We start from the raw sequence: 24,554 nt of genomic DNA, 5'->3' as shown, positions 1-24,554 counted from the left end.
AGATGATTATTAAAACTCTAAATTTACAAAAACAACTAAATACCACTATCATGCGTTTCCCTCACTTACATCTCAAACGAGTAAGCCTCCTAATAACTATCCTTCTAGCGTATTACAGCACAGGGCTTTCTCAATCAACCGAACAACTATTTGTCTCCTCCACTGGTAGCGATCAGTACTCGGGAACCCGAACGAAACCATTTGCATCACTTGAAAAAGCATTAAATATCGTCCAAGCCAATAGAGCAAACGGCGATGAGTCGTTCGTAACCATTCATCTGGAAGGAGGAACCTATCCCATCAATAAAACACTTTCACTTGATGAAAGTTTATCTAATATTGCGATACAAGGACACCCTAATGATCCGGTTTTTTTCACCGGTGGGGCATCTATCCCCATAAAATTCATACAAAAGAATACCGACGATGACGCTCCTGCAAATTACTACACCGTCAAGCTTAAGAAGGCTGGAATCACTAACTATGGGAACTTGCGAAACGTTGGGTTTGCTCGTCCCTATGGAAACGCCTGGGGCGAAATATTTGTCAATAAAAAACCAATGCATTTATCGCGTTGGCCTAACCAAAAAATGATTCCCATGGGGAAAGTACTGGATCAAGGCTCCATTCCTAGAGAAGATGATTTTTCGAATCGTGGAGGGGTAATCAAATACGAAGATTCACGCATAGACAAATGGACTAATGAAAAGGATGCCTGGATGGCCGGATATTTTATGTGGGGTTATGCCGATGATATGGTAAAAATCGCCAACATCAATTCCAAGGGAAATACAATTACTACGGCTTCAGCAACACTTTACGGTTTTGGCTACGATAAGCCTTGGAGACAATGGTACGGCGTGAATCTACTATGCGAGTTGGACGCTCCGGGAGAATACTACATTGATCGGAAAAAAGGAACTCTACATTTTATTTCAGGTGAACAAGCAATAGAATCTCTGGAGTTCTCCATTCTGGAACAACCTTTTTTAATGCTAGAAGCGGCTCAAAATGTAAGTATCTCAGGTATCACTTTTGAGTGCGCGCGTGGTATGGGGATAGCCCTAAGCAATACCAAAAACGTCACTATCGAAAACTGCACCTTCCGTAACTTAGGAAGCCTTGGTATTACCGTAGGAAAAGGCATCAAACCATTTGCTGAGTATCGGCATGAAGGTACAGGAGAAGCACAAGCGGGTATTGTAGGAAGCTTACAGCAACATTTATATGCAAATTCAACTTTCAATCGCGAAGGAGGTAAGAACAACAAAATTATTGGATGCCAGTTTTATAATCTTGGAGCAGGAGGTGTAATTCTCGGAGGTGGCAACCTGCTAACATTAGAAACAGGGAATAACCTCGTCGAAAATTGTTTGTTCCATGATTTAAACCGTATCGAAAAATCCTATCGTCCGGCTGTGTATTTGACAGGAGTGGGTAATGCAGTCCGTCATTGTGAGATATACAATACCCCCAGCATGGCCATCTACCTCATGTTTGGCAATAACAACCTCATTGAATACAACTATCTGCATGATGTATGTCTTGAGGTTGAAGACCAGGGAGCAATTTATTATGGTCGTAATCCTGCAGAACAAGGCAACATTGTTCGATACAATTATTTTGAAAATATCCCGGATCATTTTAATACTTGCGCCGTTTATCACGACGATGGGGCCTGCGGCATGACCGTGTTTGGCAACGTATTCTACCAAGCCGGAAAATGGAATGTTCTTTTAGGAGGCGGTTCTGATAACATCTACCAAAACAATATTTTCATAGGAAATAAAATCGGAATTCATATCGATAACCGATTGCAAAACTGGTCAAAAGGCTTGCTGGATGAAAACGGTTTATTTGAAAAACGGCTGAAGGCTGTGAATTACAAAAATCCGCCTTACAGCACCCAATATCCTCATTTGGTAAACTATTTTGATAATCCTTCTTTGCCGCAACGCAACCTGTTTGAAAACAATGTGTTTGTTAATGTAGAACAATTACTGGATGGCAAAAAAGAATGGCTGGATTATAAGGAAAGCAACTGGGAAACAAATGAGGACCCGGGATTTATTGACATGGGGCAAAAGAATTTTGGGTTAAAAGAAGATGCGCCACTTTTCCTCAAAATAAAGGAATTCAAAAACATTCCTTTCAATAAAATTGGCATCCAATAAAATAACCAATATAATTTTTTTCTTAACATCTTTCATATGTATAAACTAACGGCCTGCCTTTTTTTCTGTATGCTCCTAATACAAACAACAGGTAGAGAGCTGGAAAAACAGCTGAAAAGGTACAATATCAACTGGACTTCCCAGAGTAAAAACAGCAGCGAGTCCATGCCTTTAGGTGGTGGCGATATTGGATGTAATGTATGGGTTGAAAATGGAGACATTCTCTTCTACATTTCCCGATCTGGCGCATTTGATGAAAATAACCAACTGCTAAAATTAGGACGGGGACGCTTACGTTTAGAACCCAATATTTTTACTGATTCCGAGTCCGTTTTTTCTCAAGAACTAAAACTGCATGACGGATACATCCAGATCATTGGTCAAAATGGAAAAGAAAAAGTGACCGTCAATCTGTGGGTTGATGTTTTTAAACCGCACATCAACGTTTCGCTCACAAGTACATCGGAGGTGAAGCTAACAGCTTTTTACGAAAACTGGCGTACCGCAGACCGTCAACTTCCCATGCAAGAGCGAAGTGCCTGCTTTAGCTATTCAGCTTATGAGGGAGATGTGGTTACTTATCGGGATAGCATTCGCTACCATAAGCATGCCGTTCTTTGGCATCACCGGAATTGCTCGGACAAATTACTGATTGACTTTTGCATCAACCAGCAAGGACTTACAGCGGTCAAAGACGAACTGACTAACCCCCAAAAGAATTTAACTTTTGGAGGATTAATGCTTGGAAAAGGTATGATTCCTGCCGGAACCGGATCGGGGAAATACGTAGATACGCCTTTCACGTATTGGTCTCTCACATCAGAAAAGCCAGCTAAAAAACATCAGGTTAAATTTGCACTACATACCGATCAAGCAAACACGATAGCGCAATGGGAAAAAGACCTTCTTTCATCCGACTTGTCATTTAACAATCGATCGGAATGGCAAAAGACAAAATCGTGGTGGCATAACTACTGGGAAAAAAGCTACATCTTTATTAATGCTGATAAAAACGATCCGACCGATCCGGCTTGGCAAGTAGGACGTAACTACCAGTTGTTCCGTTACCAGTTGGGCTGCAATGCCTATGGTGCCTACCCTACCAAATTTAACGGAGGTTTGTTCACCTTTGATCCGGTTTTTGTAACGCTAAACAACCATGGCACCCCCGATTATCGAGCATGGGGAGGAGGTTCGCATACAGCACAAAACCAACGACTAGTTTACTGGCCCATGCTCAAAAGCGGCGATTCTGATATGATGATCCCCCAATTTAATTTTTATAAAAATGGTCTGAAAAATGTAGAAATAGCCACTAATTTATACTGGGGGCACAAAGGATGCGGTTTTTCCGAACACCCTGAAACATTTGGATTGCCTGCCGCATCAACCTGGGGATTCGATTCAGGTGCGCGCAAACGTCCACTCGATACAGAGTCAGGAGTCCTTGCCAACCGGTATGTTTGCCATCATCATGCCAATCAATTGGAGTTTTCATTTATGATACTTGAATATTATCGTTTTACGGGGAAAGATATTTCCGATTATCTTCCTTTTATAAAAAGCTCGCTACGTTTTTTTGACGAACACTACCAGCTTCGCCAGCAACAACGGACGGGTAAAGCCTTGGATGAAAACGGCAAGTTAGTTTTTTATCCCTCTACTGCAACAGAAATGTATAAAATTGCGAAAAACCCTGTTGATGTGATTGCCGGATTAAAAACCACACTTCCCCGTATGCTGGCTATGCCTGACAAATACATCGATGAAGATGAAAAGAAGTATTATCAGGAATACCTAGAACGTTTACCCGAAATTTCATTCGATACAAAAAATAATTACAGGGTAATAAAACCAGCCGAATCATGGGAATATGTGGCCAACATGGAAATTCCTGAATTGTATCCAGTTTTCCCTTATGGTTTATTCAGCATTGAGAACGGGAACACTCAAGTTGCTATAAATACCTATTTTCACGGTGAGTCAAACAAAAAACGAAGCTTTACAGCATGTTGGAGCCAGGTTGGTATTTTCGCATCGCGGATTGGATTGACTGATGAAGCTGCCCATTTAGTGGTCGATAAACTGGCTGACTCCCCAAAGCGTTTTCCTACATTTTGGGGACCAGGACCCGATTGGATTCCCGACACCGACCATGGAGGTGCTGGAATGATCAACTTGCAGGAGATGCTTATTCAAACTATTAACGACAAGATATACCTACTCCCTAGCTGGCCTAAAGATTGGGAAGTAGAATTCAGGCTACATGCGCCCAATAAGGCGATCATAGATTGTCAGGCCAGCAATGGCAAAATTACTGAACTCAAGGTTAGTCCTCAAAAACGCATAAAGGACATCGTTCAACCAAACAACAAATAAAAAAGACCTGCTTAACTTGAAATTGGGCTACCTACAAAATGTAAATATCACAAATTCAGACCATTACTTGAAAAGAAAGCTTTGAGGGCGACAGGTAACAATTGTATTCAAAAGTTTCCTATCGTCTTCAAAGCGCTTCATCGGCATCTTAAAAATTTGCTCCAATAAAGCACCTAACCCTCCTTTTTATCAAAACAAACTTGTACTTCAATAACCACAAAAAGCCAGAGGTCGTATTTTTCCAACTAAACTTATTTTCCTCCGAAATAACTATACGCCAAACTATTGGTTAAAAACCAATTTTGTCCTTAACTTATGGTTTAAATAGCTATAACCTTTGTTTGCTTGGGACTGGACAAATACATATCTCTCCCCGAAAAGGAGTTAATGGAAAAGTTAAATTGCGGGGACGTAAAAACCTTCAATTTACTCTTTCGTTCCTACTACAAGCCTTTGTTCTTTTATGCTTTACGAATCACCCGGGAACACGAAGCCTGCAAAGATATTATTCAGGAAACATTTTCACAGTTTTGGGAAGAGCGCAAAAAAATACCTGTTCGGTACTCCATTAATGCTTACCTGTACCGCATGGTGCGGAACAAAAGTTTAAACTACATTCAGAAACAAAAAAGACAGGCCGAAGGAAACCAGCACTATGCTTACCTGCTCCCCCACCATACTGCTATTACGACCAATCTGGACCATCAAAAATTGCTTCATCTGATTGACCAACAGGTAGAACTTTTTCCCCCACGTCAAAAGCAGGTTTTTCTTCTTAGTCGAAAACAAGGACTGAGCCATAAGGAAATAGCCAGGCAACTGGGGCTCTCTGTCAAAACTGTTGAAACCTTCATTTTCCGGAGTTTAAAGCAACTTAAAGTTCATCTGAAAAAGTTTTCGTAAAAAAAGATGGTTGGCTTGTAAGTGATCTTTCAATTTGAATTGCCTTAGAAGCAGATTACCAAATCAGACTAATTACGATGAAAGCTGAAAATCACTCTGTCCCGTTTTTTCGAACTTCGGTTTCAGCCTTAAGTAAGCCAACATTCCAGCAGTCAGGCGGCTCCGGAGTACTCTCGGTCGTTCGGCCACTGGAAGATTCGGCGCAGGAAACTGACAAAGAATGTGTGGATCGACTTGTGTGCGAAGACCGGGGTGCATTCCGGAAACTATTCGAAAAGTACTACAAAGAGCTCTACGTTTTTGCCCGTCAATATGTGCACTCAAGCGAAACCTGCAAAGATATCCTGCAGGATGTTTTTTCCTACCTCTGGGAAAAGCGCGAGCAACTGGAAATCAATCAGTCGGTTAAAGCTTATCTCTACCGGGCGGTTCATCATCAATGTCTTAATTGCCTGAAGAAGACAAACATGACGCATCGCCATTTAACCAGCTTTCACCTGCAACAACAACAAAGTTTTTTATACCAGCAAAATGCGCATGACCAGCTGCAGGAAAAGGAACTGCAGGAAACAATTCATCAAGCCATGGCGTCCTTGCCCGAGCAATGCCGAAAGATTTTTTTACTGAGCCGCGAGCAAGGCCTGAAGCACAAAGAAATCGCCCGACAGCTTTCCATTTCTCCCAAAACGGTTGAAGTGCAGATTTACCGGGCATTGAAATACCTGAAACAACAATTACCGGTTTCAGCCACGAGAACCAAAAAATAAGAAATACTCAAAAATGAAAACACCTCATAACATCGATCAATTAATTCTGAAGTACCTGGAAGGGTACATCGCTGCCAACGAATGGACAGAACTGGAGAACTGGCTTCAGGAAAGCACTGAAAACCAAGCCTGCCTGGAAGAAATGCAGTCGGTTTGGCTGGCTGCCGAAACCGAATTGCAAATTACCCCAGACGTGCTGGATCAGGAGTGGAAAAAACTGGAAAGGCGAAACTTCTCTTCTCAATCGCCAACGATCAATTGGCTACGGTGGACCAAAATCGCTGCGGTTTTCATTTTGGGAGCCACCCTCTCGTGGGGAATTAGTAACTACCAGATCAACCATTACTTTGCCCAGCTGGAAGAAAGCGTAATCTCAGCCCCGATGGGCGCCAAATCAACCATCTCACTACCTGATGGTTCCACAGTAATTCTGAATGCCGGAAGTGTTTTGAAATATTCGGGGGATTTTGGCAAGGATGACCGGGAAGTATCGCTCGAAGGAGAAGCTTTTTTTGAAGTCGCTCAGGACAAATCCAAACGTTTCCAGGTTCGCACTTCCGACATTACCGTAAAGGCCTATGGCACCAAGTTTAACGTAAAAAGCTATGCCGATGAGCGGACCATTGAAACAACCTTGGTGGAAGGCTCCGTCAGTATTGTTAAAAATAGAACGCAAAAAACCAAGCCCGAAGAACTGTTCTTAAAACCCCACGAGCAACTGGTATTCTATAAAGCAACCAGTCAAACTCAAACCATTGAAACACAAAATCAACCAGCCAGTCAACCGGATACTGTCCGAGAGAAAAAACCAGAGAAAATCCTGATTTCCAAAGGTATTGACCCGAAGCTTTTCACCTCATGGACCGAAGATCGGCTCATTATGAAAAGTGAGCCCATGCAAAAAATGATTGTGAAGATTGAACGGAAATACAATGTCAAGATCCATTTTGAAGATGCTGACCTGAAAGATTTCCGGTTTTCCGGAATAATTGAAAATGAAACCCTTGAGAATGTATTGGCCGCCATCAGCATCGCTTCACCGATCGACTATACCCTGAAGGACAGAGATGTCTGGCTACGCAAAAAAGAAGACCAAAAAAACAACGACTAAACAACACAGAACTGTATGAAAATCAAACCTGACCTTACGACAAAATCCTTGATGTTCGTGTTTCTGACATGGCTGCTGTTGCTGTGCACTCATTCCGTATCTGCTCAAACGAATGACTTGTCAGTCAACCTCACGAACTCAACCATTCAGAATGTCTTTAATGCCATTCAGGAACAAAGTGATTATCGCTTTTTTTACAGCGATGATGTCATTGATCTGGATGCCGTTTATTCCATTTCATTCAGCAAAAAGACCATTCTGGAAGCCCTTGAAATCCTGAAAGCAGAAACCCGGCTTTCGTTTAAAATTGTTGAGAAAAAATTGATTGTCGTCTCCAACGACCAGCTTCCTAACGACTCATTCCTAGTGCAAGGGCGCATTGTGTCGGCCTCGGACAATGAGCCACTTCCCAATGTGAATATTGTTATTCAAGGCACAACCACCGGGCAAATTTGCGATGTGAACGGCAACTATGCCATCGAAGTCCCTTCGAAAGATGCCGTGCTTGAATATTCATTCATTGGATTTAAAAAGCAGCAAGTGCCGGTTAATGGAAGATCAATCATCAATATAAGTCTGGAAGAAGATATTGGTGCCATTGAAGAGGTGGTCGTCACCGCTTTAAATATTGCACGCGACAAGAATTCACTGGGCTACTCGGTGGCCCAAATTCAGGCTTCCGATTTCAACCAGGCCAAAGAGAACAACCCCATCAATTCCTTAGCGGGTAAGGTAGCAGGCTTGCAAATTACCAAATCGCCAACCGGCGTTGATGGTTCGTCACGCATTGTATTGCGAGGAATTACCTCGATGCAGGGAAACAATCGCCCCTTGTTTGTAATTGACGGAATTCCGATGGATGCCGGTTACGGCGGAGCTGGCCGCTGGGGTGGAAAAGATGGCGGTGACGCATTGTCCGACTTAAACCCGGAAAACATTGCTTCCATAAGCGTATTGAAGGGAGCCGGAGCAGCAGCAGCTTATGGTTCGCGCGGGGCCAACGGTGTTATTCTGATTATGACAAAGAAAGGCTTGGAGCGTGATGGCATTGGCATATCCCTTTCCTCCGGTTTCACCTTCGAAAATCCGATGGTTGTTCCTGACCTTCAAAATGAATATGGACAAGGTGCTTTTGGCGTTTACCCCAACATCATTGCCGGCAATCCCTCCTACCCCCTGAAAGATTATCCGTGGATTTGGAGTTATGGCCCCCGAATGGATGGTGAATTGCGTATTGGATGGAATGGTGAAGAAGTTCCGTTCAGCAGTCAGGGTAACTCGTACCGCGATTTTTTCCGGACTGGCACAAGTTTTACCAACACCCTAGCCTTTGATGGAGGCAACGATAAAACCACTTTCCGGGCATCCATTACCAATCAGGACTCCAAAGGAATCATGCCCAACAACGATTTAAGCAGGCAAACCATCAACTTGCGCGGAGCTTCCAAATTTGGTAAAAACATTGATTTAGATAGTAAAATCACCTACATCCGTTCGGTGGTAAACAACCGGCCTTACCTGGCCGAAGACGGAGCCAACATTATTCAAACGCTGGGAATTATGCCACGCAATATCTCCTTGGAATCACTGAAAAATAACATTACGGATGCTGCCGGAAACGAGATGAAGTGGAATACGGATAACACCTTCAGCAATCCCTACTGGATTTTGGATAAGATCAGCAACGAAGATGAAAAACACCGCCTGCAGTCCATGTTCTCTGTCGATTGGAGATTCTCTGAAAAGCTGAAGTTAACGGCGCGTTCCGGTTTCGATTTTTACTCCAAAACAACCAAAGATCAAGAGGCTCCGGGGCGCCCGAACCTGGAAGTTGGCCGAGGTTCCATGAGCCAAAGTATGAGTCAGGGCATGGAGTGGAACACCGATGTAATGGCTACTTACAACCAGGCAGTCGGCGCTTTTAACCTTACGTTGAGTGCCGGAGGAAACTACCGCTACAACCAAGGGAAAAGCCTGTCGCAATGGGGAAGCGTCATGCGTGTACCCGATTTTTACAACATCAAGAATTTCAAGAACTACGGAACCAGCGAGTGGTTTTCTGAAAAAGAAGTGTTTTCGCTTTATGGTCTCGGACAGTTCTCGTTTCAAAACTACCTCTACCTTGATGTGACTTTGCGCAACGACTGGTCGTCTACCCTGCCCCTGCAAAACAATTCCTACCGATACCATTCCGAAAACCTAAGCTTTTTGTTTACCGAAGCCTTTGGCTTGAAATCATCGGTTTTATCTTCGGGCAAAGTGCGAACGTCTTATGCCAAAGTTGGAAATGACACCAGCCCTTACCAGATTAGTCAGTACTACAGTGTTTATCAAACACAAACCGACTTTCCTTTAGGAGGAATTGGTGGCCAGCTTCCCCATTACGACCTGGAGCCGGAAGATACCTACTCGTGGGAAGTTGGAACCAACCTGGGCTTTTTCAACGATCGGCTCAACCTCGATGTCACCTATTACAACAGCCTATCGGTCAACCAGATTATGCCGGTTACCCTTACGCCATCCACCGGATATGCCAGCAAATTTATGAATGCGGGAAAGATCGAAAACACAGGATTTGAAGCCCAGCTGAATGCCAGCCCGGTCGTTTCGGATGGATTGAACTGGGACGTTGTTCTCACCTGGTCAAAAAACAATAGTAAGGTAAAAGAGCTTTACGAAGACATGCAAACACTCCCCCTGGCTGACGAATTTCACATGACCATTGAGGCGCGTCCGGGGCAACCCTACGGTATCATTTACACCACCGACTACAAGCGCGATTCTTTTGGCAATGTGTTGATTGACAAAGATGGCTACACCCAGGCTGGTGAGAAAAAAGCAATGGGAGATATTAACCCCGACTGGATGGGAAGTATTTCGAACAACCTGAGCTATAAGAATCTGAAGTTTAGCTTTTTGATTGATGTACAGATGGGAGGCGATGTGTATTCGTGGGGGAAAGCTTATTATTGCCTATTTGGAACCGGAGCCGAAACGGTGGAAGGACGCGAAGGCTGGTACTCCACTCATGATCCGGCCACTTATTACACCACCCCTCTCCCTGGCGTTGAGCCGCAAGGTTTTATTGAAGAGGGAATTATGGAGTCGACTGGCAAACCCAACACAACGCCCATCGATCCGCAAACTCATTGGTACAATTTGTACAATCAGCAAATTGGTACCGAATGGATTCAGGATGCCACCAACGTACGCTTACGAGAGGTTGTTTTAGGGTATTCCTTGCCGAAAAGGTGGCTGGAACGAACTCCAGTCAGCAATTTAAATTTGTCGCTGGTGGGTCGTAACCTGCTCTTTCTTTACCGGGCTATGGACCATGTTGATCCGGAATCGGGCTACAGCAGCGGAAATACCGGAAACGGAATTGAACACATGTCTCTTCCTTCAACCTCCAGCTATGGATTTAACCTGACCGTCAACTTCTAATAAAAAAACGATGTACACCATGAGAAATAAGAACAGACAAAATCAATGGGTTATAGTGATTGCTTTCCTACTGCTGCTGGCTTCCTGCGACGATCGCTTTGCCGAGATTAATACCAGCCCCAATGACATAACAGATATTCCGAGTGAATACCTTTTTGCCAATGCAGTACGTCAAACATTTTTAAGCAACACCTACCTTCACTTTACCTTCGGTGGTCAATATTCGCACATGTATGTGGGAATTAATGACTCGCGCTACATCGATAGCTATTTCGATCATTTTACAGGAGCCGAATACCGTTATGTTTTCGAAAATATCTACCACGGACCAATACGAAACATCAACCAGGTTATTCTTCTTACTGAAAGTGGAGGCATGCAGGAAAATGCCGTTCAGCATGCCATGGCCCAAATTGTGGCTTCAGTTAGCTTTTTGCGTTTGACCGATGGTTACGGAAGTATACCCTACGAAGAAGGTGGTTACGGACAAAAAGACATCCTCTACCCGGAATACAACAGTGTTGAAGCCATTTACACCAGCCTGATGGATCAGCTGAAAATAAACATGGAACTCCTGAAAACGGCGCAGGCTGAAAACGCCTATCCCGGAGCAGATCCCCTATTTTCCAACGACCTGAGTAAATGGGTTCGTTTTGCCAACTCATTGCGTTTACGAATGGCCATGCGCATCCGTTTTGTCGCGCCACAAGCAGCAGCTCCCATCATTCAGGAATGTTTGAGCCAACCACTGATTGAAGAGAACAGTCAAAATGCCGGCTTAGAAACTCAGGACAGTGATATTGGGGAATTTCAAAACCCACTGTATAGTTCATACAATTACTGGAAATGGAAAATGAGCCAACTGTTGGTTGATCAGCTAAAAGCAACCAACGATCCGCGCCTGGAAGTTTTTGTTGCTCCAAACTCCAATGGCGAATTTGTGGGAATTCCCAACGGCCTTTCCGACAGCTATTTTTCTGAATGGGATTGGGCCGGCACCTCAAATCCGTCGGACATGCTGGTTGGGCGCGGCGCTCCGATCTATTACATGTCGGCTGCCGAAATCTGGTTGTTACGTGCGGAAGCAGCTTTAGCGGGTTTTGTCTCCGGAAATGCGAATGACTACTACCAAACTGGCCTCCGGAAAGCACTGGAGCAATGGCAGGTGTCACCTAGCCAGGCCGATGAATTCCTGACATCAGTTAATGCTACTCTGGCAGGAACCGAAGAACAGCAACTCGAACAGATTTGCACCCAACAATGGCTTGCTTGTTTGCCGGAAACCTACGAGGCCTGGTGCAACCTGCGACGCACCGGCTATCCTAAAATTGCCAAACGGCTTGCCCCGATTTATGAACCCGGCGCAAGCGAGGGGAAACTTCCCAAGCGCTTCCGGTATCCGGCAATAGAAACCAACATCAATCAAGCCAATTACCTAAAAGCAATTGAAGAGCAAGGCCCTGATGAAATCACAACGCCCTTGTGGTGGGATGTCCGTGACTAACTGAGGCCTTCAGACAGAAATAGAAAAGTAACGCATTATCAATAACCTTTAAATGAAATAAAATGAAAAAGCAAATTAGTTTATTATTGGGCCTTTCTGCATTCGTTTGTCTATTGGCGGTTACCTCATGCAAAGACGATCCGGAGCCTCCAAGAGCAGAAATATTTTTTGAGGTGGATGAAAATAATCCCTATTCGATCCAGTTTACTGCAATGACCGAAAATGCAACCAGCTACTCCTGGGATTTTGGCGATCAAGAAGGAGTAAGTGCCCTAAAAGAACCTCAATACACCTATGCCATGTCGGGCGATTACACCGTAAGCCTTAAAGCCATGGGCGAAGGAGGCGAAATTGAAGTAACCAAGCAAATCAGTATTGCGGCCTCCTTATTGGAAATGCTTACCGGCGGACCAGAAGCCAGCAATGGCAAAACCTGGGTACTGAGTAAAACAGCTTCCAACAGCGATGGCGCATTTTCCTTCTCCGGAACAGTTTACCAGGCTGCCCCCAACGATGTACTGACCATGTTTGGAATTGGCGGCGAATATGACAATGAATACACGTTTCACTACGACGGCAAATACTCGGTAGCACCTAAAAACGGTCAGGTTTTAGCCAGCGTCATTCATGCGTATGTGAACAATACAATTGTTGGCGAACCAATTTGGGATTTAGGCCTGGCTGTTGAAACCTTTACAGCACCAACCAACTCAACCTTTACCCTTCACCAGGAAGATCTTTCATTTACTGCCCGCCAGGAAAACCCACAAACACAAACCGTTTCTGACGTTGAAACCATCACTATAAACGATGCCGATTATGTTTCCTTTTCTGAAGATGCCTATTTTGGAATCCTGACCTATGAAACTAAAATTGTTATCCGCGACATTACCTCCGATCGAATGACGGTTTCTATGTTGGTTTCTACTTTAAGTCCAGAAGCTTACCCTGAAGACTTTATGAAACCATCTATCATGTACACCCTTAGTTTCGATGCCAAATAGAGTTGATCGTTCATTGAAGCAGTTGCGAATTACCAGAAAATTGCTAAAATGAGAAATTGTTAAATATTTAAAATCTTTAATAGATGTTACTACGGTATGTCATTGTTTGTTTTATTGCTCTATCCTTTGCTGCCTGCAGTTCCGGAATAAAGCCGGAAAAAAAAGACGGGTTCTTAAAAGTTGACGGACAACATTTTGTTGACTCAAAAGGACGGCAGGTAATTCTTAGCGGAATAAACTTCATCAGTAAAGATCCGAATGAGAATTATATGCCCCCGCAGGGAAAGAAAACCTTTGAGCAATTCAAAAAATGGGGATTCAATTGCATCCGCCTGGGGATTATATGGGATGGACTGGAACCCCGGCCGGGAGAGTACAACGAAGCCTATTTGAAGGAGATTGATAAAAGAATTGATTGGGCGCGCGAGCAGGGACTTTATGTCTTTCTGGACATGCACCAGGATTTATATGGCGCCAAATTTTCAGACGGAGCACCCGATTGGGCCACGCTAGATGAAGGACAGCCTCATCACCAAGGAGCAGTTTGGAGCGATTCTTACCTGATTAGCCCGGCTGTTCAGACAGCTTTTGACAATTTCTGGAACAACTCGCCGGCACCAGATGGCATAGGCGTACAGGATCATTATGCCAACCTGTGGCAATACATTGCCAGGCGCTATGCCGATAATACCACGGTCATTGGTTACGACATCATGAACGAGCCTTTCATGGGATCATCAGCTCAAAAAGTGATGCCCCTGATGCTAGGCGCTTATGCGCAGGTGTTAGCTGAAGAAACCGGACAAATGCCTCCTTCGGCGGAAGAGCTGGAAGCCATGTGGGCAAGTGAAGAATCGAGACTGAAAGCCTTGGAATTCATTGCCTCAAAGGAGAAGTATTCAAAAGTGGTTGATGCGGTTTACGATCTGAGTGCTGATTTTGAAAGGACTCACTTGCAGGCTATGTATCAAAAAGTGGCCGACGCCATTCGTGAGGTTGACACCAATCATATTCTGTTTTTCAACCATAACTATTTTGTGAACACCGGCGTATTAACTGCTTTGGAAGCAACAACACTCCCCGACGGAACCCGCGATCCGCAGGTAGCTTACGCAGCGCATGGCTACGATTTGGTTGTTGATACAAAAGAAGTGGAAAACCCAAGCTATGAACGTGTCGAGTTTATTTTTGAGCGAATCGCTGAAAGTGGCCAACGGATGAACATGCCCGTACTTCTCGGTGAGTGGGGCGCTTTGCATGGCAAATCATCAAAAATGGTTGAAACAGCCCAGCACTTGGTGAGCCTGATCGAAAAGCACAATTTCAGCAATACCTACTGGGCACACTACAGTGACATTGCAGATTATCCTTATTTTCAGAATGCCCTTATCAGACCGTTCCCTCAAGTTATTTCCGGCAATTTAATCGGATATGATTATGACTTTGAAACCGGGAAATTTACCATGCAGTGGGAAGAAGAGGCAGGAGTTCAGGCCCCGACAATCATCTACTTGCCATGGCTCTCATCGCTTAGTGAGGAAATCAGCATCATCCCCGAGTCGGAGAAACTTGAAACAGAGCAGCTCAAAGATTCGGATGCCGGTTGGTTATTGATTCCTCCCTCTGAAAAAGGAGGTCAACGCAGCTTAAGCCTTCAGTTTCTGCTTCAGGATAAAGAAGAATATTTGATTATAGAACAATAAGCTTCATTGAGCTTCTTACAAACAAAAACAGACCGTTTCAATAAGGTATTTGAAACGGTCTGTTTTTGTAATATTCTGTTAAGATTGAACGGCCAGTTTCTTTTTCGAACCAGCCCAGTTCGCTTGCATCTATCGCAGGTCAATCACTTCTACTCCGGGATGATCCTCTGCTTTGAATTCAAAGTCTGAATCTTTTACCGGCACATTGGTTTTCAGGTCTTCCACCAAAACCAGGTAGCTGTTGCCTTCCTTTCCGACCATCTCAGCCTGACGAATTAGCATACGCTGCTTGTCAACCTGGATACGAATCTTGCTGTATTCGATTTCTTCATTTTCCGGAAACAGATCAATAATATACACGGAAACGCCCGCTACAGTTTTCTCTTCAACAAACTGATAGTTAAACCCTTTTTCGTAAATGGTAAATAAAGTAGAAGGATCCATCATCTCATTCATTTCATCATCAGCCTCAGCAACGGTAACCTCTCCGGCATCTTTCATGTAAGTCCAAACTGTTTTACCGTTGTTGAATATCTCCATTCCCAGCTGCAACAACTTTAGGTGAAACTGCTGTCCTTTTAATAAAATCTGTCCTTTATTTTCTTCATGAATTCCTTCGGCTTCATTGTTCATCACATAATTAAATGAGGCACTTATGGATGAATAACTTTGTGTGGTACTGGTTACTTTCTCCAAAATATCTTTGGCTTTCTTATCCTGCTGCGCGAAACCAACACTCCAAAACACCATTACGGTCATTAATACAACTAATCTTTTCATCTTATTATTTAAAAAATTTTTACAAGCTACTCAATAACTGTTCCAAACTATATTCATCCTGAAGGAGTACCTGTCTTGCTTTACTTCCTTCGCTTGGTCCTACAATGCCGGCTGCTTCCAGTTGATCCATGATTCTGCCTGCCCGGTTGTAGCCAATGGAGAACTTACGCTGAATCATGGACGTTGACCCCATTTGATTCATGACAACAACTTTAGCGGCATCATTAAACAATTCATCACGGTTGCTCAGGTCAGTCTCCAAACCTCCACCTTCTTCTTCACCCACATATTCAGGCAGCATAAAGGCAGTCGGGTACCCTTGTTGACTGGCAATATGTTCACACACCCGTTCAACCTCCGGCGTATCAACAAAAGCACACTGCAATCGCGTGATGTTGCTTCCCGTGGCTATCAGCATGTCTCCTTTACCAATCAGCTGGTTGGCACCAGGAGTGTCCAAAATCGTTCTGGAATCGATCATTGAAGCGACCTTAAAGGCAATACGCGTTGGGAAGTTCGCTTTAATTACACCGGTAATAATGTTTGTAGACGGACGCTGTGTCGCAATAATCATGTGAATACCAACAGCACGCGCCAACTGGGCAATCCGGGCAATCGGAAGTTCCACTTCTTTACCGGCGGTCATAATCAAATCGGCAAACTCGTCAACCACCACAACAATGTAAGGCAAGTAGCGATGACCTTTCTCCGGATTTAAACGACGTGCAATAAATTTGGCATTGTATTCCTTGATGTTCCGGGCATGGGCTTTCTTCAGCAAGTCATACCGGTTGTCCATTTCAATATTCACCGAATTCAGCGTGTATTTTACCTTCTGAATGTCTGTAATAATAGCTTCTTCATCATCCGGTAACTTGGCTAAAAAGTGCTTTTCGATGGTTGAGTACAAGCTCATCTCCACTTTCTTCGGGTCAATCAAAACAAACTTGAGTTGAGCCGGGTGTTTTTTGTATAGCAATGAGGTTATGATGGCATTCAAACCGACTGATTTCCCTTGCCCGGTAGCACCAGCCACCAAAATGTGTGGCATCTTGGTCAGGTCAATCAGGAATGTTTCATTTGAAATGGTTTTCCCCATCACAATGGGCAAGTCGGCATTGCTTTCCTGAAACTTTTTGGAGGCAATAATTGAGCGCATCGAAACCACTTCCGGTTGCTGATTAGGCACCTCGATTCCGATGGTTCCACGACCGGGAATAGGCGCAATAATCCGGATTCCGAGGGCTGCCAAACTCAAGGCAATATCGTCTTCCAGGTTTTTAATCTTGGCAATACGAATACCCGGCGCCGGCACAATCTCATATAGGGTAATGGTTGGCCCAATGGTTGCGCGGATTTTTGTAATTTCAATTTTATAATGACGTAGGGTTTCTACAATCTTGTTTTTATTCGTAACCAGTTCATCGTTACTCACCTCGGCATTGCCTGATGAATGATCATCCAGCAAATCGATAGCCGGAAACTGATAGTTGGATAAGTCAAGCGTAGGATCATAATCAGAGGTCGCTTCCTGCTCATAATTTTCATTCGTTTCCTCCTCTACTTTCTCAACCGTCATTTCCAGGTCTTCCTCATCCTCCGCTTCTTGCTTAGGTGCTGCAAGTTGCTCCTTTACATTAGCCTGAATTTTTTGTTTATCAATCGACTCATCCATCACCAGATCCTCACTATCGGGATCGAAAATAGTTTCGATTGTATCGTTTTCATCAATAACTTTTGAAATGCTCTCTTCGGGAATCACTTCCGAAACCGCATCAAAAGACTGTGGCTGTTCCTCATCCTCCAGAATTTCCTTCACTCTTCGCCCGAAGAAATCTTTTACCCAAGGAACAAAGTTTTCAAAAGCAAACAGCATGATCAGGAATAAACTGAAAACTAACAAAAAGAAGGTTCCGACATACCCCACTAACGAACTTAGCCAAACAGCCAAGTAATAGCCATTCAAACCTCCCAAGTACAAAAAGCCTTCAGAATTTACATTCATCAGAATCAGGCCCATAAACAAGGACAACCAGATCATACTGACAAAGGCTAAAAGCATGGTGCGCCAATAGCGGAACAAAGGACGTTTGAAAAACTGGAAAGCCGTTACAACCAGCATAAAGATCAATGCAAAGGAGGCCAATCCAAAGCCTTGATTGATGAGAACATGGCTTAAATAAGCTCCGGTTTTACCGGCCTTGTTTTCCACTTTAATATCGGTATTGGCAAGTAGCTCCCGCCAGGATAAATCCAGTTTGCTGTGATCTGCATGACCTGAGAATAGGAAAGAAATAAAAGCGATTAACAAATACAGTCCGAAAACAAAAAGAAATAAGCCAACAGTATAGTTGAATTTATCACTTTTCAGTAAGGATTTGATTCGCATAAACACACTGTCTTTCTTCTGCACTTGCTTTCTTTTGGTCTTTTTAGCCATAGGTATTTTTCAAAATTCGAACTGCAAAGTTAACGAAATTTAAACAGCTTATCGTGCCCTGAACCGAGCTTAAGTTATCAAAAAAATCAGCTTGAGGATTGATCGTTCTGATAGCCTTTGGTTCCGGCACGAAAAAAGAAACCTCCCCTGCCTGGTTCCGACTAGCGAATTATAATGTAAAAACGTACCCGCATTGACAAATCATCACCAGATCCAGCCCCTTTTCTTCAATCTAACACAATTCAACAATCACCTGCTTTACAACAGATTAAAACCACAAAAAACGAATCATTCCACCATACTAATTTCACCCATATTTTTCTATGTTTGTTTATCTGGCAGGTTTAACTCAAACAAACAACCATGCAAAAATTAGCCGTTATTGCGATGGGAGGCAACGCCTTACTGCGCGACAATGAAGTTGGAACAATTGAAGAACAGGAGCGAAATACCACCGATACACTGGAAAACCTGATTCATTTAATCAACGATGGTTATAACCTGGTCATTACCCATGGCAATGGCCCTCAGGTTGGAAACATCTTAATGCGCAATGCTGCCGGAGAAAGCCTGTACAACATTGCCCCCATGCCCTTGGACGTGTGTGTGGCCGATTCGCAAGGAGGCATTGGCTACATGATTGAACGAATGATGCGCAATGTTTTAAACAAGTTTGGCATCAACAAAAACATCATTTCGGTTATGAGCATGGTAACGGTTGATCCGGCTGATCCGGCTTTTCAAAATCCAACCAAGCGCATTGGCAAAAATTACAACGAAGCCGATGCCAACCGGCTTAGTCAGGAAAAAGGCTGGCAGTTTAAGCCAAGTGCCAAACACCCCGGAGGCTGGCGCCGCGTGGTGCCCTCTCCCACTCCAATTGACATTCTTAACAAAGAAATTATAGCCCGCATGGTTAACGAGGGGAACATTGTAATAACCGCCGGCGGTGGAGGCATTCCCGTTTACCTCGACGAAAAGAAAAATGTGAGAACCGTTGATGCTGTTATCGACAAGGACATGACTTCAGCTTTGCTGGCCTCCAGCATTCATGCTGATGAATTTTACATTTTAACCGATGTTCCTTTTGTGTACAAAGACTTTGGGCTGGACAGCCAAGAAAAACTCGAATTTTTGAACTACACAGATACGCTAAATTATTTAAACAACGGTACCTTTGGCGAAGGAAGCATGGCACCAAAAATAAGGGCCTGCCTGAAATTTATAGAAGAGGGCGGTCAGAAAAGCGTGATTACGGAAGCCACCAAGCTGGCCGATAAATCTTACGGATCAAAAATTACGATGAATTACGATAACCAAACACTTGCAGAATGATACCAAATCTTAAAAACCGCAATTTTTTAAAACTTCTGGACTTTACTCCGGAAGAAATTCACGAGTTGCTGGAACTTGCCGAAAAATTGAAACTGGCCAAATACAATAAAGATGAAGAACAATTGCTGAAAGGAAAAAACATTGCACTCATCTTTGAAAAAACTTCAACGCGCACCCGCTGTGCCTTTGAGGTAGCTGCCTACGATCAGGGAGCACATGTCACCTATATGGGGCCTAGCGGATCGCAAATTGGCTATAAGGAATCGATGAAAGATACCGCCCGTGTATTGGGCCGAATGTACGATGGTATTGAATACCGGGGATTTGGACAGGAAATCGTGGAAGAACTGGGAAAATATGCAGGAGTGCCTGTTTGGAACGGCTTAACCAACGAATTCCACCCCACCCAAATTCTGGCCGATTTTCTGACGATGAAAGAGCATGCCAACAAGCCCCTCAATCAAATTGCATTCTGCTACCTGGGCGATGCCCGAAACAATATGGGAAATTCGCTGATGATTGGTGCGGCCAAAATGGGAATGGATTTCCGGGCTGCTGCCCCTAAAAATTGTCAGCCCACAGCCGAACTGATTGAAACTGCTCAGCAAATAGCCGCTAAAACAGGAGCCAAAATCACCATCACCGACAAGCTGGAAGAAGCCGTGGAAGGATGTGACTTTTTATACACCGATGTTTGGGTTTCGATGGGTGAGCCGCAAGAAGTTTGGGAGGAACGCATCAAACTGCTGTTACCCTACCAGGTCAATGCCCGGGTCATGCAAATGACCAAAAACCCGGAAGTTAAGTTTATGCATTGTCTCCCTGCATTTCACAACTGTGAAACCAAAGTTGGCAAAGAAATTTACGATCAATTTGGAATTGAATCAATGGAAGTGAAGGAGGAAGTTTTCGAAAGTCAAGCCTCTATCGTTTTTGATCAGGCAGAAAACCGAATGCACACGATCAAAGCGGTTATGGTAGCAACTTTAGCTTAAACTAAAAATGAAAAGGGCACTTTTGCGAGTGCCCTTTTTTATTCCGATTACTTATCTGATTTGTCTTTTTCTAATTTAATTCAATCTGATATTTTACGCCAAAAGTAAGCCATCTTCCAGGTTGACGAATATTCCCCAAATCCACATACTTTTGGTCAAATAAATTGGTTGCCGAGGCTGAAACCTGCAACTTGCGGGTTTTCCAGTACACTTTCAGATCCGTTAGCCAGAAGGATTCATAGTCGGCTTCTCCAACATAAATAGCATCTTCAAATTGAGCATAGCTACCATTCCGGTCCTGAAATCGGAAGTTCCATGCCCCCATCAGGTTTTTCCATAATTTATGGTCCACCGAAAATACAAACTTGTGCTTCAGGTTGTCCAAAGCATAATTCGACAAATACTCACTTTGACTTTTATCCAGTTGATTATAGGCATAGTTGGTATTGATCCGCTGAATAAAGAACGGTTGTCCCAGCAATTCCGGAACATTCAAAGCGGCAATGAATTCCAATCCATTACTTTTAATTTCTGTCAGGTTGCGGGTTTCCCATAGAAACTCTTCACTTTCGCGTACCCAATCAATCAAATCTTTTCCAACACGATGATAATAACCAGCCTGTAAATGCAAGTAGCGGTTATTCAACTTCAGTCCACCTTCAATCGTTGTGGATCGCTCGGGTTTTAAATCAGGATTGCCCTTGTTCGTAGGGCCTGCGTAATACAAATCGGTAAAAGTGGGCATGCGCAAGGACTTATTGAATGATCCATACGCTTTCAGCCCATCAGTTAACTGGTAGCTCAAATCCACCCCGGGATAAATGTTCCATTCATAATTCAAGTCCGAAATCCAGTTTGCCATAGCACCACCCGAGGCAGTCAGGTTCCCCAGATAAAAAGTATGTTCTGCAAAGTATGAAACGCTTGTACGTGAATGGGACTTGGTAAATTGCTGCCCCTTTTCTCCCGGAACATCAATCGGTTCTTCCATCGTTTCACCCAACACATTGCTCCAAATATTTTCAGATCGAAACTCAGCGCCAAAAGCAGTTTTGCCCCACTGGCTGGTAAACCAGCTATTGATAGATGCCCCCAGCACATCGGTCATATGATAGTTATGTCCGCTGTACCACGACGCCGGGTTGTCGCGAAACAGTTCGAACCGATCCTGATGCCGTCGCCAGTATAAAGCCGGGGTAAAATGCAATTTCTCTCCGGTTTCAAATTTCAAAGATGCAAAGGTGGTTTTGGTCTGCTCAAACTGATTAGGATAGGCCGGGGTGTAAAAACTGTTGGCTCCAAAAGACTTATTGGAGTGGCCTGCCTGTACATCCAATTTTCCGGCTTCAGCCTGCAAAAGGCCATGGTAAAACACATTATAGCTATCAAAGTCCGTATTGTCAATATAGCCGTCCGAAGCCATATTATTAATAGCAATAAAGTTGCTTAGCTTCCCAACTTGGGCATTGGCCGAAACATTGAGATCGCGAAGCTGGTGCTCGCCATAAGTCAAATCAATAGCAACCTGATCGGCCAGCAATGGTTCGGTAACAATATTGATAGCACCCGAAAAGGCATTGGGACCATAAACCCGGGCAGCGGGTCCTTCCAAAATTTCAATACGTTTGATGCTTTTAAAACTAACCGGTAGGTTAAGGTTGTGATGACCGGTTTGCGGATCGGAAAGATTAATTCCATTGAGAAGAATAAGTGTTTGATCGAAAGAGCCTCCCCTGACGGAAACATCGGCTTGCACGCCATGCGTACCCCGCTGTCGAATGTCAACACTCAAAGCATACTCCAGCAGGTCTTGAATACTGTTGACCGGAGCCGCATCAATCTGATCTTTCTCAATCACGGAAACAATCCGTGCCACCTGTGAATAAGTTACAGGTGCTCTTTGGGCACTGACCTCAATCTCATCAAGGTCATATTCCATGCTCACTTCCAATCGATCAGTTTGGGCAATCGTTTCGTTAATTCCAGCCACCATAAAATAGGTCACAGCCAACACGGCAATGTGCACCTGCTTATTCAGCGCCTGAAACAAGGAATACCTTTGACCTCCCCAACGTTTGAAAACAAGCTTTTCAGCCCATTTGTACTTAAAATTTAAATTTTTCATTGATCTGTATTACTTCTATAAGTAATCGGTAACGGCAAATGTAAAAATATCTTTCCAAAGGCAAAAGCCAGCCAAAAAGGCAATTATCAAAGATCAAATCTAGTCCTGTTGAACCAGATCAAAATTGCCCATCATCTTCCTTTCAATTCTAATCCAGATTTATCATTTACTTGTAGAAAGTCAACCTCAACATGTGGAGCATTCCATACACCACAGCCTCTCCTGTGCATAGACAACAAAAATTCATATTGAACAAAATCATCACATCCGCTGTACGCTTCAGCAGTTCATAGCCAAATCCTGCATCATTTATACTATTTAAGCATGGAACTTGTGGTGTGCAGTCCATAAATAAAAAAGCAGTGAATTGACAACAAAAGAATTAGACAACAGGTGAGTTTTTGTATTGGCAAACAGCAAGGCAATGGAGACAAAAACCATTAATATTTCTTTTTAAAATACAAAAACCAATTTCCTTTTCATAGCCAATCTAAATAAAAATAACTTGTTTAACGACATGCAAAACAACTTAGACAAAACTATGTAAACTTTGTAATTTTACGTTAAGCTTTAATTATCAATGCGTATCGATTTCCTTTATCATGAATAAATAAAATCGAAGAATAAAAGACGTGAGAATCCTTTTCAATACGACAACAGTTATTTATATTTGTTCTAAACAATAATCAATAAAAACACGCTGCCATGACACAAGTTCAATTTAACAACGCATTGCTGGGATTGCAAGACAAGTTGCTTTACTATGCACTTAGCCTGACAGCTGATCAGGAGAAAGCCCAAGATCTTTTACAAGAAACGTTTTTAAAGGCGTTAACCTACCGTGATAAATTTACGCAAAACACCAATTTTAAAGCGTGGATTTACACCATCATGAAGAACACCTTCATTAATAACTATCGGAGAAATGTAAAAGCCAAGAGCACATTTGATGGTGCGAATAACGATTTTCACCTGAAATTTTCAAAAGATAAGATTTATCCTTCACCGGATTCATTTTATAGCTCAAAGGAAATCCTGAAGAACATTAACGCACTTGAGAATGAGTACAAAGTGCCTTTCAAAATGTTTCTTGATGGTTATAAATACAAGGAAATAGCCGACAAATTAAGCCTTCCGTTAGGAACAGTTAAAAGTCGCATTTTCTTTACTCGCAAAAAATTAGAAAAAGCATTGAAGGAATACGCTAACTAGTCGTTAGTTTTCTTTAAGTGATCATACCGGATAAAAAATGGTTCGCAATTGTGGACCATTTTTTTTATTTTAGGGAAAATCCAAACAATGATTTTCAATACAGAAACCGACATGAAACAATTAGCAGTTCATTTAGCCAACGGCTTTGAAGAAACAGAAGCCATTACCATTATTGATGTTTTAAGACGCGCCGGACTTAACGTTCAAACCGTTTCGGTAACGGATAGCAAAACCGTGACAGGGGCTCATCAGGTTCCGATTGTAGCCGATAGCCTTTTTGATGAAGTAGACTACCATGGTATTGATGCCATTCTGTTGCCGGGCGGCATGCCGGGTGCCAAGAACCTGAGTGAACATCAAGGCCTTCGGGAACAAATCCTCCAATTTAATCAAGCAAATAAGGTACTGGGAGCCATTTGTGCTGCTCCGCTTGTATTTGGGGACTTGGGTATTCTGGAAGGCAAAGAAGCAGTTTGCTATCCCGGCTTTGAAAAGGAGTTGCATGGTGCCAGGGTTTTGAAGGAGTCGGTGTGCGTATCCGGACACATTATCACGAGCAGAGGTGTTGGAACAGCACTGCAATTTGCCTTAAAACTGGTTGAAGAATTAGTCGGTAAAGAAAAAGCCGATCAACTGGCACAAGCAATGCTGGTGGAATAATTAAAGTAGAAATGCCTC

At 43.3% G+C, this 24,554-nt stretch carries 16 protein-coding genes; 13 read left to right on the top strand and 3 right to left on the bottom strand.

What is annotated here, in order from left to right:
- Positions 1–50 precede the first annotated feature (50 nt).
- The 9 genes from ACRD6K_RS16080 (at position 51) to ACRD6K_RS16040 (ending at position 14,989) form a co-directional block, all read left to right on the top strand.
- Positions 51–2,174, top strand: coding sequence for a right-handed parallel beta-helix repeat-containing protein (locus tag ACRD6K_RS16080; protein WP_430974095.1), 2,124 nt, complete (start codon positions 51–53; stop codon positions 2,172–2,174).
- 36 nt (positions 2,175–2,210) lie between these two features.
- Positions 2,211–4,553 carry a DUF5703 domain-containing protein gene (locus ACRD6K_RS16075; protein ID WP_430974094.1) on the top strand — a complete coding sequence of 781 codons (2,343 nt, stop codon included), beginning with the start codon at positions 2,211–2,213 and terminating at the stop codon, positions 4,551–4,553.
- Positions 4,554–4,940: 387 nt separating this feature from the next.
- Entirely contained in the window at positions 4,941–5,456 is a 516-nt protein-coding gene (locus ACRD6K_RS16070) for an RNA polymerase sigma-70 factor (RefSeq protein ID WP_430974093.1), read from the top strand.
- A 77-nt stretch (positions 5,457–5,533) separates the two neighbouring features.
- Complete coding sequence (locus ACRD6K_RS16065; RefSeq protein WP_430974092.1) at positions 5,534–6,223, top strand: RNA polymerase sigma-70 factor; 690 nt, start codon at positions 5,534–5,536, stop codon at positions 6,221–6,223.
- A 13-nt stretch (positions 6,224–6,236) separates the two neighbouring features.
- Positions 6,237–7,334: a FecR family protein gene (locus tag ACRD6K_RS16060; protein WP_430974091.1), complete on the top strand. Its 1,098-nt coding sequence runs from the start codon at positions 6,237–6,239 to the stop codon at positions 7,332–7,334.
- Between the two features lie 15 nt (positions 7,335–7,349).
- Positions 7,350–10,778: a SusC/RagA family TonB-linked outer membrane protein gene (locus tag ACRD6K_RS16055; RefSeq protein ID WP_430974090.1), complete on the top strand. Its 3,429-nt coding sequence runs from the start codon at positions 7,350–7,352 to the stop codon at positions 10,776–10,778.
- Between the two features lie 19 nt (positions 10,779–10,797).
- Positions 10,798–12,282: a SusD/RagB family nutrient-binding outer membrane lipoprotein gene (locus ACRD6K_RS16050; protein ID WP_430974089.1), complete on the top strand. Its 1,485-nt coding sequence runs from the start codon at positions 10,798–10,800 to the stop codon at positions 12,280–12,282.
- Between the two features lie 62 nt (positions 12,283–12,344).
- Complete coding sequence (locus ACRD6K_RS16045) at positions 12,345–13,286, top strand: PKD domain-containing protein (RefSeq protein WP_430974088.1); 942 nt, start codon at positions 12,345–12,347, stop codon at positions 13,284–13,286.
- A gap of 83 nt (positions 13,287–13,369) precedes the next feature.
- Complete coding sequence (locus tag ACRD6K_RS16040) at positions 13,370–14,989, top strand: cellulase family glycosylhydrolase (protein WP_430974087.1); 1,620 nt, start codon at positions 13,370–13,372, stop codon at positions 14,987–14,989.
- A 129-nt stretch (positions 14,990–15,118) separates the two neighbouring features.
- Here the strand turns inward: ACRD6K_RS16040 and lolA1 are convergent, their stop codons facing one another.
- Together lolA1 and ACRD6K_RS16030 are read right to left on the bottom strand one after the other, a co-directional pair.
- On the bottom strand, positions 15,119–15,769 hold the full coding sequence (gene lolA1 / locus ACRD6K_RS16035; RefSeq protein ID WP_430974086.1) for an outer membrane lipoprotein periplasmic chaperone LolA1: 651 nt from the start codon (positions 15,767–15,769) through the stop codon (positions 15,119–15,121).
- Between the two features lie 19 nt (positions 15,770–15,788).
- Positions 15,789–18,209 (bottom strand): DNA translocase FtsK, encoded by a 2,421-nt coding sequence (locus ACRD6K_RS16030; protein ID WP_430974085.1) that lies wholly within the window; start codon positions 18,207–18,209, stop codon positions 15,789–15,791.
- A gap of 363 nt (positions 18,210–18,572) precedes the next feature.
- Between ACRD6K_RS16030 and ACRD6K_RS16025 the strand changes: the two genes are divergently transcribed.
- A complete protein-coding gene (locus ACRD6K_RS16025) occupies positions 18,573–19,544 on the top strand; it encodes a carbamate kinase (protein ID WP_430974084.1) in 972 nt (323 codons plus the stop codon).
- The gene (gene argF / locus ACRD6K_RS16020) at positions 19,541–20,539 is read left to right on the top strand and encodes an ornithine carbamoyltransferase (protein WP_430974083.1); all 999 of its coding nucleotides are present in this window, start codon (positions 19,541–19,543) and stop codon (positions 20,537–20,539) included. The genes ACRD6K_RS16025 and argF overlap by 4 nt, the downstream gene beginning before the upstream one ends.
- A gap of 70 nt (positions 20,540–20,609) precedes the next feature.
- Here the strand turns inward: argF and ACRD6K_RS16015 are convergent, their stop codons facing one another.
- The gene (locus ACRD6K_RS16015; protein WP_430974082.1) at positions 20,610–22,664 is read right to left on the bottom strand and encodes a TonB-dependent receptor plug domain-containing protein; all 2,055 of its coding nucleotides are present in this window, start codon (positions 22,662–22,664) and stop codon (positions 20,610–20,612) included.
- 705 nt (positions 22,665–23,369) lie between these two features.
- Here ACRD6K_RS16015 and ACRD6K_RS16010 point away from each other — a divergent pair.
- Together ACRD6K_RS16010 and ACRD6K_RS16005 are read left to right on the top strand one after the other, a co-directional pair.
- On the top strand, positions 23,370–23,876 hold the full coding sequence (locus ACRD6K_RS16010) for an RNA polymerase sigma factor (RefSeq protein WP_299580570.1): 507 nt from the start codon (positions 23,370–23,372) through the stop codon (positions 23,874–23,876).
- A gap of 111 nt (positions 23,877–23,987) precedes the next feature.
- Positions 23,988–24,536: a DJ-1 family glyoxalase III gene (locus ACRD6K_RS16005; RefSeq protein ID WP_430974081.1), complete on the top strand. Its 549-nt coding sequence runs from the start codon at positions 23,988–23,990 to the stop codon at positions 24,534–24,536.
- The last annotated feature ends 18 nt before the right edge of the window (positions 24,537–24,554 follow it).

The sequence above is a fragment of the Sunxiuqinia rutila genome, from assembly GCF_050589705.1.
GTDB classification, from domain to species: Bacteria; Bacteroidota; Bacteroidia; order Bacteroidales; family Prolixibacteraceae; genus Sunxiuqinia; species Sunxiuqinia rutila.
Note: the sequence above shows the minus strand (reverse complement) of the source record. Positions and strands in the feature narration are given on the sequence as shown.